Origin of the sequence: Streptomyces sp. NBC_01317 (assembly GCF_035961655.1) — a bacterium.
GTDB lineage: Bacteria > Actinomycetota > Actinomycetes > Streptomycetales > Streptomycetaceae > Streptomyces.
In genome coordinates, this window is the sequence record NZ_CP108393.1 from 439,370 (window position 1) to 451,948 (window position 12,579).

A 12,579-nucleotide genomic window follows, 5' to 3' on the forward strand; every position below is an offset into this window, starting at 1 on the left:
GGACAGGGAGAGCCTTCACCCATGACGCAACTCGAACGCCTGCAGTGGGACGTCGTCGTGGTCGGCGCGGGCGGCGCGGGGCTGCGGGCCGCCGTCGAGGCGCGCGAGCGGGGCGCCAGGACCGCCGTCATCTGCAAGTCCCTGTTCGGCAAGGCCCATACGGTGATGGCCGAGGGCGGCATCGCCGCCTCCATGGGCAATGTGAACTCCGGTGACAACTGGCAGGTGCACTTCCGCGACACGCTGCGCGGCGGCAAGTTCCTCAACCAGTGGCGGATGGCCGAGCTGCACGCCCAGGAAGCACCGGACCGGGTCTGGGAGTTGGAGACCTGGGGCGCGCTGTTCGACCGTACGCCCGACGGGAGGATCTCCCAGCGCAACTTCGGCGGGCACGAGTACCCCCGGCTCGCGCACGTCGGCGACCGTACGGGCCTGGAGCTGATCCGTACCCTCCAACAGAAGATCGTCTCGCTCCAGCAGGAGGACTTCCGGGAGACCGGCGACTACGGGTCGCGGCTGAAGGTCTATCAGGAGTGCACGGTCACGCGGATCCTCAAGGACGGCGAGCGGGTCGCGGGCACCTTCTGCTACGACCGGGAGACCGGGCGCTTCTTCGTGCTGGAGGCGCCCGCGGTGGTGCTCGCCACGGGAGGCATCGGGAAGTCGTTCAAGGTCACCTCGAACTCCTGGGAGTACACCGGCGACGGCCACGCGCTGGCGCTGCTGGCGGGGGCGCCGCTGCTGAACATGGAGTTCGTGCAGTTCCATCCCACCGGGATGATCTGGCCGCCGTCCGTCAAGGGGCTGCTCGTCACCGAGTCGGTGCGCGGGGACGGCGGGGTGCTGCGCAACGCCGAGGGCAAGCGGTTCATGTTCGACTACATCCCCGACGTCTTCAAGGAGAAGTACGCCAACTCGGAGGACGAGGGCGACCGTTGGTACCACGATCCGGACCACAACCTGCGGCCGCCCGAGCTGCTCCCCCGCGACGAGGTGGCCAGGGCCATCAACGCCGAGGTGAAGGCGGGACGCGGCTCGCCGCACGGCGGGGTGTTCCTCGACGTGTCGACACGCATGCCCGCGGAGGCGATCAAGCGCCGGCTGCCGTCGATGTACCACCAGTTCAAGGAGCTGGCGGACGTGGACATCACGACGGAGGCGATGGAGGTCGGCCCCACCTGCCACTACGTGATGGGCGGGATCGCGGTCGACTCGGAGACCGCCGCGGCCCCGGGGGTGACCGGGCTGTACGCCGCAGGTGAGGTCGCGGGCGGGATGCACGGCTCCAACCGGCTCGGCGGCAATTCCCTCTCCGACCTGCTGGTCTTCGGCCGGCGGGCGGGACTGCACGCGGCGGCGTACGCCGCGGGGCTCGACGGGCGTCCGGCCGTGGACGAGGCGGAGATCGACGCGGCGGCGGCCGAGGCGCTGCGCCCGTTCAGCCCGGAGGACGCGGGGCCGGGGCTGCCGCCGGAGAACCCGTACACACTCCACCAGGAACTCCAGCAGGCGATGAACGACCTGGTGGGCATCATCCGGCGCCAGGACGAGATGGAGGACGCGCTGGAGAAGCTGGCCGGCCTGCGCGTACGGGCGCGGCGGGCGGGGGTCGAGGGGCACCGGCAGTTCAACCCCGGCTGGCACCTCGCGCTGGATCTGCGCAACATGCTCCTGGTCAGCGAGTGTGTCGCGCGGGCGGCCCTGGAGCGTACGGAGAGCCGGGGCGGGCACACCCGGGACGACTGGCCGGGGATGGACCCCGCCTGGCGCCGGATCAATCTGCACTGCCGGCTGACCGGCCCGCCGGGCGATCCGGCCGGCGGCCCCCCGGCGGGGCAGATCACGCTCACGCGGCACACGACCGAGCCCATCCGTCCCGACCTGCTCGCCCTGTTCGACAAGGAAGAGCTGGTCAAGTACCTGGCCGAAGAGGAGTTGCACGAGTGAGCCCGGATGTGAGCCGGAAGGCGGATCCCGAGGTGTCGACGGTGTACGAGGCGAGGTTCCGGGTCTGGCGGGGCGACGCGGCGGGCGGGGAGCTGAAGGACTTCGCCGTCGAGGTGCACGACGGGGAGGTGGTCCTCGACATCGTCCACCGTATCCAGGCCACGCAGGCCACGGACCTGGCGGTGCGCTGGAACTGCAAGGCGGGGAAGTGCGGTTCGTGCAGCGCGGAGATCAACGGACGGCCGCGGCTGCTGTGCATGACGCGGATGTCCGTCTTCTCGCGCGAGGAGACGATCACGATCACCCCGCTGCGGGCGTTCCCGGTGATCCGCGACCTGGTGACGGACGTGTCCTTCAACTACACGAAGGCGCGGGAGGTCGCGTCGTTCGTGCCGCCGCCGGGGGTGGCGGCCGGTGAGTACCGGATGCGGCAGGTGGATGTGAACCGCTCGCAGGAGTTCCGTAAGTGCATCGAGTGTTTCCTCTGCCAGGACACCTGTCATGTGGTGCGGGACCACGAGGAGAACAAGACCGCGTTCGCGGGCCCGCGGTTCCTGATGCGGGTGGCGGAGCTGGACATGCATCCGCTGGACGCGGCCGGGGAGTCGGGTGTCGAGCGGAGTGTCACGGCGCAGGACGAGCACGGTCTCGGCTACTGCAACATCACCAAGTGCTGCACGGAGGTCTGCCCCGAGCACATCAGGATCACGGACAACGCCCTGATCCCGCTCAAGGAGAGGGCGGTGGACCGGAAGTACGACCCGCTGGTGTGGCTGGGCAACAGGATCAGGCGGCGGGGCGAGTAGGGGGACGACGGGGGCGGTACGGCTTCGCATCGCCCCCGTCAGTCCGCGCGGCGCAGCCCGTGCCGGTCCGCCCACGCGGAGAGGGCGGCGGCGATCTCCTCAGGGCGGTCCTCGGGGGCGTGGTGTCCCGCCTCGCCGCAGGCGACGGATTCGAGCGCGGCGATGTGGGTCGCGCACCAGTCGGCCAGTTCCTTGCCGATGAGCAGGGTGGGCGAGCCCTCGAAGGTCATGAGGAGCTTCGGTACGTGCGTGCTGGTCGCGAGCCAGGCGTCGTACGCCTCGATACGGGCGACCAGTTCGGCGGGCTCGCCGCCGACCGGCATCTGGCGCGCCCAGGCGAGGAGGGGGCGGCGGCTCTCGCGGGTGGGGTACGGGGCGAGGTACACGGCGAGGTCCTTCTCGGCCACCGGGGTGAGCACTCCCCCGGTGAAGGCCTGCCGGATCATGAGGTCCTGATCGAGCGCCAGTTCCTCACCGAGGCCGGGGGTACGGAGTCGCTCCACGCGCTCGCGCGCCCGCGGGGTCAGCTCCTCCCGGGCCAGCGGTTTGACGACGGCTTCCAGGAACGCGATGCCGGCGACCCGCTCCGGGTGTTCGGCGGCCCAGTCGAAGGCGAGCGCCCCGCCCCAGTCGTGGCCGATCAGGACAACGCGGTCGAGCCCGAGGGCGTCGAACCAGGCGTCGAGGTAGCGGGCGTGGTCGGCGAAGCGGTAGGGGAGGTCGGGTTTGCCGGAGCGGCCCATCCCGATGAGGTCGGGCGCGAGGAGCCGTCCCTGGCCGGTGCGGGGCAGGACGTTGCGCCAGACGTGGGAGGAGCCGGGGTTGCCGTGGAGGAACACGAAGGGCGTTCCGCTCCCGGAGTCCTCGTAGTGGAGGGTCGAGTCGAGCACGGGTATCGAAGGCATGTCCGTCGGTCCTTCCGCCGGTTGTCAGTACGGAGGTTCGAGCGGGGCGTCCAGGAGAGCGGTCAGGTCCCGCACCAACGCGGCCGTACGGAAGTCGTCCCGGCCGCCCAGGGGGGCCAGGAGGCGGTCCATCAGTACCTGGACGGTGGCCATGGCCGGACGTACCGCCTCACGCCCGCTCCCGGTGAGGGTGAGCCGCACCGCGCGGGAGTCCCTGGTGTCCCGGACCCGTTCGACGAGCCCGTCGGCCTCCAGCGCGCGGGCCAGCTTGGAGACGTACAGGGCCTCCAGGCCGGTGTGGTCGGCCAACTCGCGCTGGCTGGGGTGCAGTCCGGCACGCCGCATCCCGTACAGCGAGGACAGCAGGGCGTACTGGGCGTGCGTGAGCCCCAGCGGCGCGAGCGCCCGGTCGACGGCGACGCGCCACCTGGTGGAAAGCCTCCAGACCAGATAGCCGGGGGTCGGTCCGTGTTCTGCCTCACCGCTCATGAATATAGCGTACATGGCTACTATCGCCTTGGCTATCAGTTTCGGTCAGGGGCCGGTGGCGGGGCGGAGGCCGTCGAGCATCACGCGTGTCATCGGGTCGTCGAAGCGGGCGCCCGGGCGGCAGACCATGACCTGTATCAGGTCGACGATCTCGGCCGGGGAGAGGTCGCGCCGCAGGGCGCCCTCTTCCTGGGCGGCCGTTACGGTCAGCCGGAGGAGATCGTCGAACTCCCCTTGCAGGCCGCTCAGTCCGGGGCTGACGACCGGCGCCTCCGCGAGGGACTTGACCAGGGCCAGGGGCAGGCCCATGCAATGCCCGACAATGCCGGTCAGTACGGGTCCGCGCGGGCCCTCGCCGTCCGTGGCGGCGCGGCTGAACTCCAGCAGGTCCCGCAGCGCGTCGGTGGCGATGCCCTGCAACAGCGCCTGGCGGTCGGGAAAGTGGCGGTAGATCGTGCCCACCGCCACTCCGGCCTCCCGGGCGATGCGCTCCATCGGCACGTCCGCGCCATGCCCGGACAGCATGCGCAGGGCGGACGCGACGTCGCCGAGCGGATCCGGCCGCTCGTCACCGACGCGGCCTCGGCTGCCGGACGCCCCGGGCCGCGCGTCGTGGTCACCGTCCTGATGAGCGTGACGGCCGACCCCGACCGCATCCTGCGTGACGTCGACGAGCGGTTCGGCGGCGCGGCCCAACTGCCCAACTACAAGGCGCAGCTGGAGCGCCAGGGCAGCACACGGCTCAGCGAGACCGTCGTCGCCGGGGACGAGGCCACCGTCGAGCGGGCGGTCCGGCGCTACGCGCGCGCGGGTGCCACGGAGTTGGTGGCCAGCGTCGTCGGTGACGCGCGGGAGCAGCTCCGTACGCTGGAACTCCTCGCCGCTCTGCGCGGTTCGGTCTGAGCGGTTCGGTCCGAGCGGTCAATCGCCGGACAGTTCCGCGCCACGGGCGCCGAGGAGCTGTTGGCGCAGCATCATCTCGGTCTCGCTGAGCGGGACTTCGGGGCACAGCCGCTCGGGATGTCCCGGCGCCGGGCCCGTCAGCCCTCGCGGTCCGGACGGGGCGGGGGGACTCGGCAGCGTCTGTGCGGTGGGCGAAGCGGGCAGCGGGGGGACGTAGACCCAGAGGTGCCCGAAAGCGACCAGCGCGTTAACCGCGGACCGCAGGCACCGGGCCAGAAGGAGACGCATAGGGGGAGGATGCCCCCGGTCACCGATACCACGCCAGGGGTCTGACAGGACTGGCCGGTTCCACTCAGGACCGGGCCGTGCGCACGGACTTGTATACGACGGCGCCGTCCCCCGCCGCCCGCCACGAGCATCTCTTCTCGCTGGTGATGGACGGCCTCACCCCCGCGTGAGGGGTGAGGCCGTCCATCAGGCATCCGCGAGCCGGTGCTCTACTGTCCCCCGAGCCGTTCGTGGGGGATCTTCTCGCCGGCCTCGACCGCGACCGGCAGGCGGTTCTCCGCCGGGGGGAGCGGGCACGTGGCCAGGTCGGTGTACGCGCAGGGCAGGTTGGTCGCCCGGTTGAAGTCGATGCGCACCCCGCCCTCGGCGTCGGGGGCCGCGACGGAGACCGTACGGTTCGCCGCGTACGTCGTGACGCCGGACGTGGCGTCGGTGAAGAGCACCAACAGGCTGCCGGGATCACGGCCGTTGAACGCGGTCAGCCGGTGTGTCCCGCCGTCCAGCTCGAACTCGACCTGGCCCGGGGCGTCGTACACGTGCTGGAGCCCTTCGACGGCCGCGCCCACCGTCACCGCGCGCGGTGTCTCGTACGGTACGTAGCGTCCCGTACGGACCCAGCGCGGGTCGGGCTCGTACGCGGGAGCGGGGACGTGGGCGGTGAGCAGTGCGTTGTCGGGATGGCGGGGGCGCACGATGTCGTGGCCGCCGCGCTTGGCGACCTCGATCACCGCGTCGCCCGCCCCGGCGTACACGCTGGCGCGCTCGGCGAGGATCCCGAAGCTGTACGTGCCGCGCACGGCCGTACCGTCGACGGTCAGCTCCTCCCCCTCGTCCAGCTCCACCCGTACACCGTCCGCCGTACTGGACCACGCGCCCGGCGCGTCGGGGAACCGGGCCGGCTCGGCGTCCAGCCAGCGCAGGCTGGTGACCGCGAGAAAGCCGTGCGGATCGGCGAGCACCCGCTCATGGGCGTCACGCCACTGCCGCCATTCCTCGGCGAAGCCCGCCCGGTCGACCCGGTCGATGTCCTGGACCGTCACAGGGATTCCCTCACGTTCTCTTCGAGGCGCCGGAAACCTCCGGCATGGAAGACCAGCGGGGGGACCCCGTGGTCGGCGTCCAGCTCATGGATCCGCAGCAGGACGATGTCGTGGTCACCGGCTTCGATGTGCCGCTCCACGGTGCAGTCGAACCACGCGCTCGTGTCCTCGATCAGCACCGCGCCGTCGCGCGTGGCGCGCCAGTCGAGGCCGGCGAACCGGTCGCCCTCGCGGGCGGCGAGCCGCCGGCAGGCCCGTTCCTGGTGGGCGCCGAGCACGGAGACCCCGAGCCGCGCCCGGTCGCGCAGCACGGGCCAGGTGGTCGAGCTGTGGGCGACGCACACCGAGATCAGCGGCGGGTCGAGGGACACGGACGTGAAGGAGCTGGCGGCGAGGCCCACCGGCCGCCCGTCCACGAGCGCCGCGACGGCCGTGACCCCGGTGGGGAAGGTGCCGAAGACCTTCCGCAGATCGGTCGGGTGCAGGCTGTGGCGTTCGGTCCTCTTTTCGAGGCATTGTGCGCGGCTGGCGCTCATCGTCGGTTCCATTCGCCGGCCAGCAGCTCGTAGCTGCGGACCCGGTCCGCGTGGTCGTGGGTGATGGTGGTGACGATCAGCTCGTCGGCGCCGGTGGCGTCCCGGAGGATCTCCAGCTGGTCGGCGACCTGTTCCGGCGAACCGACGAACTGGGTTTCGAGACGGTCGGCGACCAGGGTCCTGTCCGCGTCGGACCAGACGTGGGCCCTGGCCTCCTCGGGCGTCGGGAACGGGATGGCGCCCTCCCCGCTGCGGATGCCGCGCACCCACAGGCCGTAGCCGGTGGCCCGTTCCCGGGCCGTGGCCTCGTCCTCGGCGACGACGACGTCGGCGGAGACACCGACGTAGGGCCGGTCCAGCTCGGCGGAGGGCTTGAACGCCGCCCGGTACCCCTCGGCGGCCTCCAGCACACTGGACGGGCTGACGTGGTAATTCGCCGCGAACCGCAGGCCGTTGGCGCCCGCGACCTGAGCGCTGATGCCCGCGCTCGTACCGAGGATCCAGACCTGGAGGTCGGCGCCCTCGCCGGGCACGACGTGGGCCTCGACGCCCTCGCCGGTCGCGTACGTGCCGCCGAGCAGGGCGAGGATGTCCGCTATCTGCTCGTCGTACGGCTGGGATTCGGCGCCCGGCTGCTGGAGCAGCTTCTTGTGCAGGGCGAAGAGCGGGGAGCGCAGCAGGTGTTCGAAGGAGAACGGGGCCGGGATCCGCAGCCCGTTCGGGGTGCGGCCGTCGACGACGGGGGTCGACGCGACCGGTGGGGCGTCCTTGGCGGGGAGGGCTCCTCTGCCGCCCGAACGGCCGAGGCCGAGGTCGAACCGGCCCGGGTACACGGTGTCGAGGAGGCCGAACTCCTCGACGGTGGACAGGGCGGTGCGGTGTCCCAGCTGGACGGCGCCTGATCCGAGCCGGATGGTGGAGGTCGCGGCGGCGGTGAGGGCAAGGACGACGGCCGGGGAGGTGCCCGCGACCCCGGGGTTGAGATGGTGCTCGGCGAACCAGTACCGGGCGTAGCCCAGGCGTTCGGCGTGCTGGGCCAGGTCGACGCTGTTGCGCAGCGCCTGGGCCGCGGTGGACCCGGAGGAGATCGGGACGAGGTCCAGGACCGCCAGGGGTGTGCGGTGGGGGGCCATGATGATCGCTCCTTGTCAGCGCGGGGTGCGTGCGGGCGCGGCGGTGTCGTCCGTACGGGTGAAGGGGTCGTCCGTACGGGCCGGGGATCCGGCGGAACGGGCGTCGTCCGCCGTCCCGTCGGCGGGCGCGACCGGTCCCCACGTCCAGGGCGGATCGGGGAGGTCCCGGCGCAGGGTGGGGGCGATCTCGGCCTGGAACAGCTCCAGGCTCGCCCGGTGTCGGGCGGGCGTGAGTCCCGAGGCGTCGGCCTGGAGGTGCAGCACGCTGTGGCCGAACTGTTCGTGGTAGCGGTGCACCTTCTCGATCACCTGCTGCGGGCTGCCGATGAGGGCGGAGCTGCGGGCGACGAAGTCCTCCAGGGTGGGGAAGACCGGTTCGAGTCCGAGCCGCTTCTGGAACGCCAACTGCCCCTCGAAGACGGGCCGGTAGGCCGCCACCGCCTCCTGCGAGGTACGGGCCGTGTAGAACCCGGCGGAGCCCGCGCCGACGGTGGCGAGCGCCGGGTCGTGGCCGTAGTGCTCCCACCGCTCGCGGTAGTGGCGGACCAGTTCGGCGTACGGTTCGATCGGGTTGGTCACGTTGGCGGAGAACAGCGGGTCGCCGTAGCGGGCGGCCAGGTCCACCGACTCCTTGCTGGTCGCGCTGCCGTGCCAGACGCGGACGGGCCGCTGGTACGGCCGGGGCCAGACCTCGGCGTCCTTCAGCTCACCACGGAACGCGGGCGAGGCGGTGACCTTGTCGTTGCGCCAGATCTGCCGGAACAGTTCGTACGACTCGGCGTTGCGCTCCCACTGGTCCTCGGCGGTGACGTGGTACAGCTCGCGCTGGGCGGCTCCGTTGCCCTTGCCGATGATCAGTTCCAGGCGCCCGTCGGACAGGTGGTCGAGCGTGGCGTAGTCCTCGTACGCCCGGACCGGGTCGAGCAGGCTCAGGGTGGTCACCGCCGTGAACAGCCGGATGCGGCGGGTGAGGGCGGCGAGATGGCTCAGCACGACCGGCGGTGACGAGGAGATGAAGGGGCGCTCGTGGCGCTCGCCCACGCCGAAGCCGTCGAAGCCCAACTCCTCGGCCAGCAGGACGTTGTCGATCACCTCCCGGAAACGGTCGTGGGTCGATTTCCTGACACCGGTGACCGGGTCGGGCGCGTGCACGATCAGGGTGATGGCGAGGAACTTCATGACGCGGCCTTCCTGTTGGCGGCTCCGGCCGGGTCGGACCGCACCGCGCCGGCCGCGCCGAGCCCCAAGTGCTCGCGGAGGGTGTCGCCTTCGTACTCGCGGCGGAAGACGCCCCTCTCCTGGAGCAGCGGTACGACGGTGTCGGCGAAGTCGTCCAGACCGCCGGGGGTCAGGTGCGGGGTGAGGATGAATCCGTCGCTGGCGTCGGACTGGACGAAGTGGTTGAGCGCTTCCGCGACGGTCGCCGGGGAGCCGATGAAGGACTGCCGTCCGGTCACCGCGATGATCAGCTCACGGATCGACAGGTCCTTCTCCTCGGCCAGGGCCCGCCACCGGGCGGCGGTGGCCACCGGGTCGCGGTGCATCCGTACGGAGGCCCTGCCACGGGCGACGGTGTTCTCGCCGACGAGCGGGTCGACGGTGGGCAGCGGTCCGTCGGGGTCGTACGAGCCGAGGTCGCGGTTCCAGAGCTGTTCGAGCAGTTTGATCGCGGTGGGGCCGCTGACCTGCTGGTGGCGGATGACGTCCGCCTTCTCCCTGGCGTCCGCGTCGGTGTCCCCGAGCACGAAGCTGACGCCGGGCAGGATCTTCAGCTCGTCGTGGGTGCGGCCGTACCGGGCGAGGCGCCGCTTGACGTCGGTGTAGAACGCCTGGCCGTCCTCCAGGGTGCCGTGGCGGGTGAAGATGGCGTCCGCGCCCGAGGCCGCGAACTCCCTGCCCTCCTCGGAGTCGCCCGCCTGGAAGATGACGGGGCGGCCCTGGGGGCTGCGGGGCACGTTGAAGTGGCCGCTGATGTCGAACTGGTCGACGTGGTGGTCGAACCGGCCGGGCGCCGGATCGGTGAGGAAGATCCCGGCGTCCTGGTCGGCCGTGATCTCGTCGCCGCGCCAGGAGTCGAACAGCTCCCAGGTCGCGGCGAGGAACTGCCGGGCGCGCAGGTAGCGGTCCTCCTGGGCCAGGAAGCCGCCGCGCCGGAAGTTCTGCCCGGTGAACTCGTCCCAGGAGGTGACGACGTTCCAGGCGGCCCGGCCCGCGGACAGGTGGTCGAGCGTGGCGAACTGCCGGGCCACTTCGTACGGTTCGTTGAAGGTGGAGTTGATCGTCCCGGCGAGTCCGAGCTTCTCGGTGACGGCGGCCAGCGCGGTCAGGACGGTGAAGGTGTCGGGACGGCCGACGACGTCGAGGTCGTAGATCTCCCCGTTCTGCTCGCGCAGCCGCAGCCCCTCCGCCAGGAAGAGGAAGTCGAACTTGGCGCGCTCCGCCGTCCTGGCGAGGTGCGCGAAGGAGCTGAAGTCGATCTGGCTGCCTGCGGCGGGGTCGCTCCACACCGTGCTGTTGTTCACGCCGGGGAAGTGGGCGGCGAGGTGGATCTGCTTGACGGGCTTGCTCATGCGGGGTGCGTCCTTACGTGTCTTCGGAGCTCTCTTCGGAGCGGGCGAGGCCGGGGCACGCTCAGAGCGCGGCGTACCGGTTCGCGGGGCGGGGCAGACCGAGCAGGCCGCGCAGGGTGGCCGCCTCGTAGGCGGTACGGAAGGCACCGCGCCGCTGGAGTTCCGGCACCAGGCCCCGGGTGATCCGCTCCAGGTCGTGGGGCAGGGCGGCGGGCCGCAGGCGGAAGCCGGTCAGACCGGCCTCCCGGCCTTCGAGGAGCAGGTCGGCCAGCTCGGCGGGCGTACCGGTGAAGACCCGGGCGTCACTGGTGTACGGGGCGCCCGCGCGCTCCTCCAGGCGTGCCCGGCGGTCGGCGGCGGCCGCGGGATCGTCGTCGAGGAAGACCACCAGGTCGCCGAAGACGTGGACCGTCTCGCCGTCACGGCCGGCGGTGGCCTGCGCGTCGCGGATCTCGGTCAGGATCGCCCGGGTGTCCTCGGTGTCGCGCGGCGTGACGAAGCCGACGTCGGCCGAGGTGGCGACGAGGCGGAACGGTTCCGCACGGTGGGCGAGCGCGGCGACGACCGGCTGTCCCTGCGGCGGGCGCGGGGTGATGGAGGGCCCCTTGACGCTGAACCGCTCCCCTGTGAAGTCGATGTAGTGGAGCTTGTCGCGGTCGATGAAGCGGCCGGTGGCGGCGTCGCGGATCTCGGCGTCGTCCTCCCAGCTGTCCCAGAGCCTGCGCAGCACTTCGACGTAGTCGCCCGCCTCGTCGAACAGCTCCTTGAGCAGGGCCAGCCCTGCGGGCGAGTCCAGCTCGTCGACGCGCAGTGGGACGGCCGGCCTGCGGCCGAAGTGCGGGGCCTCGTCGGCGCGTCCCGACACCTTGACCTGGACGCCGGCCCGGCCGGTGCTCACGTAGTCGAGGGTGGCGACGGCCTTGGAGACGTGGAACGGCTCGGTGTGGGTGACGACGGCGGTGGGGACCAGTCCGATGTGCCGGGTCAGCGGCGCGACCCGGGCGGCGACGAGCACCGCGTCGAGCCGGCCCCGCACCTGATCGGTGCGGCCGTCGGGCCCGGTGAAGGACGAGGACTGGAGGCTCAGGGAGTCCTCGATGGTCACGAAGTCCAGCAGGCCCCGCTCGGCCTCGGTCACCAGGTCGGTCCAGTACCGCGCGGTGAACAGCTCGCGGGGCCGGGCCCCCGGCTCGCGCCAGGCCGCGGGATGCCAGCCCGCGGCGTCGAGGGCGACGGCCAGATGGAGGGGTGAAGGTGCTGAAGGCATGGCGGTATCGCTTCCCGCTCGGAAATCTCGTGGACTCGACAATGTGGACTCGAACATCGCGTGGACTCGAACATCACGTGGGCGCGGAGTTCTCCTGGACCGGGAGATCTCCTGGACATGCCGAGTGCCTTCCGTTTCCGGGTCGTGTCCCGGGCGGAAGTCGGCGGACGTGCGTCGGAGGGCGCTGTACGTCGGGGCCGTGCGGCGGAGGAGGTGCCGCTACGGGGTGTGCCGCGGCGCGGCGTTCACGTACGCCGGACACAGGGCGCCGGCGACACGCTGGAGATCGATGTGGCGCCGGGAGAACATGCCGACGGCGCGGGGGTGGCTCCTGACGGCGAAGGCCGTGCGCGTGCCGTTCCGTCCTCGCACTGCCATCACCTCCGCCTCGACCGGTCGTACCGGTCCGAGCTCTCGCGCTTGCGCTGCCGTCTTCGGCTCCGCCGGGTCGTCACCTGGAGCACCCCGCCGCGTCAGGAGGGTTGCCGGTCAGCCAACCAGGGCTTGTCGCTGACACTCATAACCTGCGTGAACGGTAACTCCGCATCGGTGTCCGGCACAATCCCCACTCGATGACCACAGACCGTCCCCCGGGCCCGTACCGGTCGGCGCGCGACCGATAAGCGCTCACGATCGATCTCGATCAGTATTCGGCATTGGACGCAGAGTGCCCTCGTCCTGCATGCTCAGTGCCA

14 protein-coding genes and 1 riboswitch are annotated in these 12,579 nt (G+C 71.5%); of the genes, 3 read left to right on the forward strand and 11 right to left on the reverse strand.

Annotation, left to right across the window (positions count from 1 at the left end; translation table 11 throughout):
* The first annotated feature begins 21 nt into the window (after nt 1-21).
* On the forward strand, nt 22-1,947 hold the full coding sequence (locus OG349_RS01840; RefSeq protein ID WP_327232870.1) for a fumarate reductase/succinate dehydrogenase flavoprotein subunit: 1,926 nt from the start codon (nt 22-24) through the stop codon (nt 1,945-1,947).
* Nucleotides 1,944-2,753: a succinate dehydrogenase/fumarate reductase iron-sulfur subunit gene (locus OG349_RS01845; protein ID WP_327232871.1), complete on the forward strand. Its 810-nt coding sequence runs from the start codon at nt 1,944-1,946 to the stop codon at nt 2,751-2,753. The genes OG349_RS01840 and OG349_RS01845 overlap by 4 nt, the downstream gene beginning before the upstream one ends.
* Before the next feature lie 38 nt (nt 2,754-2,791).
* Here the strand turns inward: OG349_RS01845 and OG349_RS01850 are convergent, their stop codons facing one another.
* From OG349_RS01850 to OG349_RS01860, 3 genes are read right to left on the reverse strand one after another with little or no spacing between them, the layout of a single operon-like run.
* Nucleotides 2,792-3,658, reverse strand: coding sequence for a haloalkane dehalogenase (locus OG349_RS01850; protein WP_327232872.1), 867 nt, complete (start codon nt 3,656-3,658; stop codon nt 2,792-2,794).
* 24 nt (nt 3,659-3,682) lie between these two features.
* A complete protein-coding gene (locus OG349_RS01855) occupies nt 3,683-4,147 on the reverse strand; it encodes a MarR family winged helix-turn-helix transcriptional regulator (RefSeq protein WP_327232873.1) in 465 nt (154 codons plus the stop codon).
* 45 nt (nt 4,148-4,192) lie between these two features.
* Entirely contained in the window at nt 4,193-4,672 is a 480-nt protein-coding gene (locus tag OG349_RS01860; RefSeq protein ID WP_327232874.1) for a TetR/AcrR family transcriptional regulator, read from the reverse strand.
* On the opposite strand from OG349_RS01860, the gene OG349_RS01865 reads away from it, so the two are divergent.
* Entirely contained in the window at nt 4,658-5,050 is a 393-nt protein-coding gene (locus OG349_RS01865; RefSeq protein WP_327232875.1) for a hypothetical protein, read from the forward strand. The two genes, OG349_RS01860 and OG349_RS01865, sit on opposite strands and share 15 nt — an antisense overlap.
* An 18-nt stretch (nt 5,051-5,068) precedes the next feature.
* Here OG349_RS01865 and OG349_RS01870 read toward each other — a convergent pair whose 3' ends face one another.
* From OG349_RS01870 to OG349_RS01905, 8 genes are all read right to left on the reverse strand, one after another.
* Nucleotides 5,069-5,338: a DUF6059 family protein gene (locus tag OG349_RS01870; RefSeq protein WP_327232876.1), complete on the reverse strand. Its 270-nt coding sequence runs from the start codon at nt 5,336-5,338 to the stop codon at nt 5,069-5,071.
* 209 nt (nt 5,339-5,547) lie between these two features.
* Entirely contained in the window at nt 5,548-6,378 is an 831-nt protein-coding gene (locus OG349_RS01875; RefSeq protein ID WP_327232877.1) for a DUF1684 domain-containing protein, read from the reverse strand.
* Nucleotides 6,375-6,914: a flavin reductase family protein gene (locus tag OG349_RS01880; RefSeq protein ID WP_327232878.1), complete on the reverse strand. Its 540-nt coding sequence runs from the start codon at nt 6,912-6,914 to the stop codon at nt 6,375-6,377. Before OG349_RS01880 ends, OG349_RS01875 begins: the two co-directional genes overlap by 4 nt.
* Nucleotides 6,911-8,047 carry an LLM class flavin-dependent oxidoreductase gene (locus tag OG349_RS01885; protein WP_327232879.1) on the reverse strand — a complete coding sequence of 379 codons (1,137 nt, stop codon included), beginning with the start codon at nt 8,045-8,047 and terminating at the stop codon, nt 6,911-6,913. The genes OG349_RS01880 and OG349_RS01885 overlap by 4 nt, the downstream gene beginning before the upstream one ends.
* 15 nt (nt 8,048-8,062) lie before the next feature.
* Nucleotides 8,063-9,226: an LLM class flavin-dependent oxidoreductase gene (locus tag OG349_RS01890; RefSeq protein WP_327232880.1), complete on the reverse strand. Its 1,164-nt coding sequence runs from the start codon at nt 9,224-9,226 to the stop codon at nt 8,063-8,065.
* Complete coding sequence (locus OG349_RS01895; RefSeq protein WP_327232881.1) at nt 9,223-10,617, reverse strand: NtaA/DmoA family FMN-dependent monooxygenase; 1,395 nt, start codon at nt 10,615-10,617, stop codon at nt 9,223-9,225. The genes OG349_RS01890 and OG349_RS01895 overlap by 4 nt, the downstream gene beginning before the upstream one ends.
* A 61-nt stretch (nt 10,618-10,678) precedes the next feature.
* Nucleotides 10,679-11,884: an LLM class flavin-dependent oxidoreductase gene (locus tag OG349_RS01900; protein ID WP_327232882.1), complete on the reverse strand. Its 1,206-nt coding sequence runs from the start codon at nt 11,882-11,884 to the stop codon at nt 10,679-10,681.
* 219 nt (nt 11,885-12,103) lie between these two features.
* On the reverse strand, nt 12,104-12,262 hold the full coding sequence (locus OG349_RS01905; protein ID WP_327232883.1) for a putative leader peptide: 159 nt from the start codon (nt 12,260-12,262) through the stop codon (nt 12,104-12,106).
* Between the two features lie 33 nt (nt 12,263-12,295).
* Nucleotides 12,296-12,409, reverse strand: a riboswitch (SAM riboswitch).
* Between the last annotated feature and the right edge of the window lie 170 nt (nt 12,410-12,579).

What these genes read in the sequence shown, in the direction of transcription:
- OG349_RS01870 (WP_327232876.1), bottom strand. Translation starts at nt 5,338, where the DNA reads ATGCGTCTCCTTCTGGCCCGGTGCCTGCGGTCCGCGGTTAACGCGCTG.
- OG349_RS01900 (WP_327232882.1), bottom strand. Translation starts at nt 11,884, where the DNA reads ATGCCTTCAGCACCTTCACCCCTCCATCTGGCCGTCGCCCTCGACGCC.
- OG349_RS01850 (WP_327232872.1), bottom strand. Translation starts at nt 3,658, where the DNA reads ATGCCTTCGATACCCGTGCTCGACTCGACCCTCCACTACGAGGACTCC.
- OG349_RS01885 (WP_327232879.1), bottom strand. Translation starts at nt 8,047, where the DNA reads ATGGCCCCCCACCGCACACCCCTGGCGGTCCTGGACCTCGTCCCGATC.
- OG349_RS01860 (WP_327232874.1), bottom strand. Translation starts at nt 4,672, where the DNA reads ATGCTGTCCGGGCATGGCGCGGACGTGCCGATGGAGCGCATCGCCCGG.
- OG349_RS01840 (WP_327232870.1), top strand. Translation starts at nt 22, where the DNA reads ATGACGCAACTCGAACGCCTGCAGTGGGACGTCGTCGTGGTCGGCGCG.
- OG349_RS01895 (WP_327232881.1), bottom strand. Translation starts at nt 10,617, where the DNA reads ATGAGCAAGCCCGTCAAGCAGATCCACCTCGCCGCCCACTTCCCCGGC.
- OG349_RS01880 (WP_327232878.1), bottom strand. Translation starts at nt 6,914, where the DNA reads ATGAGCGCCAGCCGCGCACAATGCCTCGAAAAGAGGACCGAACGCCAC.
- OG349_RS01890 (WP_327232880.1), bottom strand. Translation starts at nt 9,226, where the DNA reads ATGAAGTTCCTCGCCATCACCCTGATCGTGCACGCGCCCGACCCGGTC.
- OG349_RS01865 (WP_327232875.1), top strand. Translation starts at nt 4,658, where the DNA reads ATGCCCGGACAGCATGCGCAGGGCGGACGCGACGTCGCCGAGCGGATC.
- OG349_RS01855 (WP_327232873.1), bottom strand. Translation starts at nt 4,147, where the DNA reads ATGAGCGGTGAGGCAGAACACGGACCGACCCCCGGCTATCTGGTCTGG.
- OG349_RS01905 (WP_327232883.1), bottom strand. Translation starts at nt 12,262, where the DNA reads ATGGCAGTGCGAGGACGGAACGGCACGCGCACGGCCTTCGCCGTCAGG.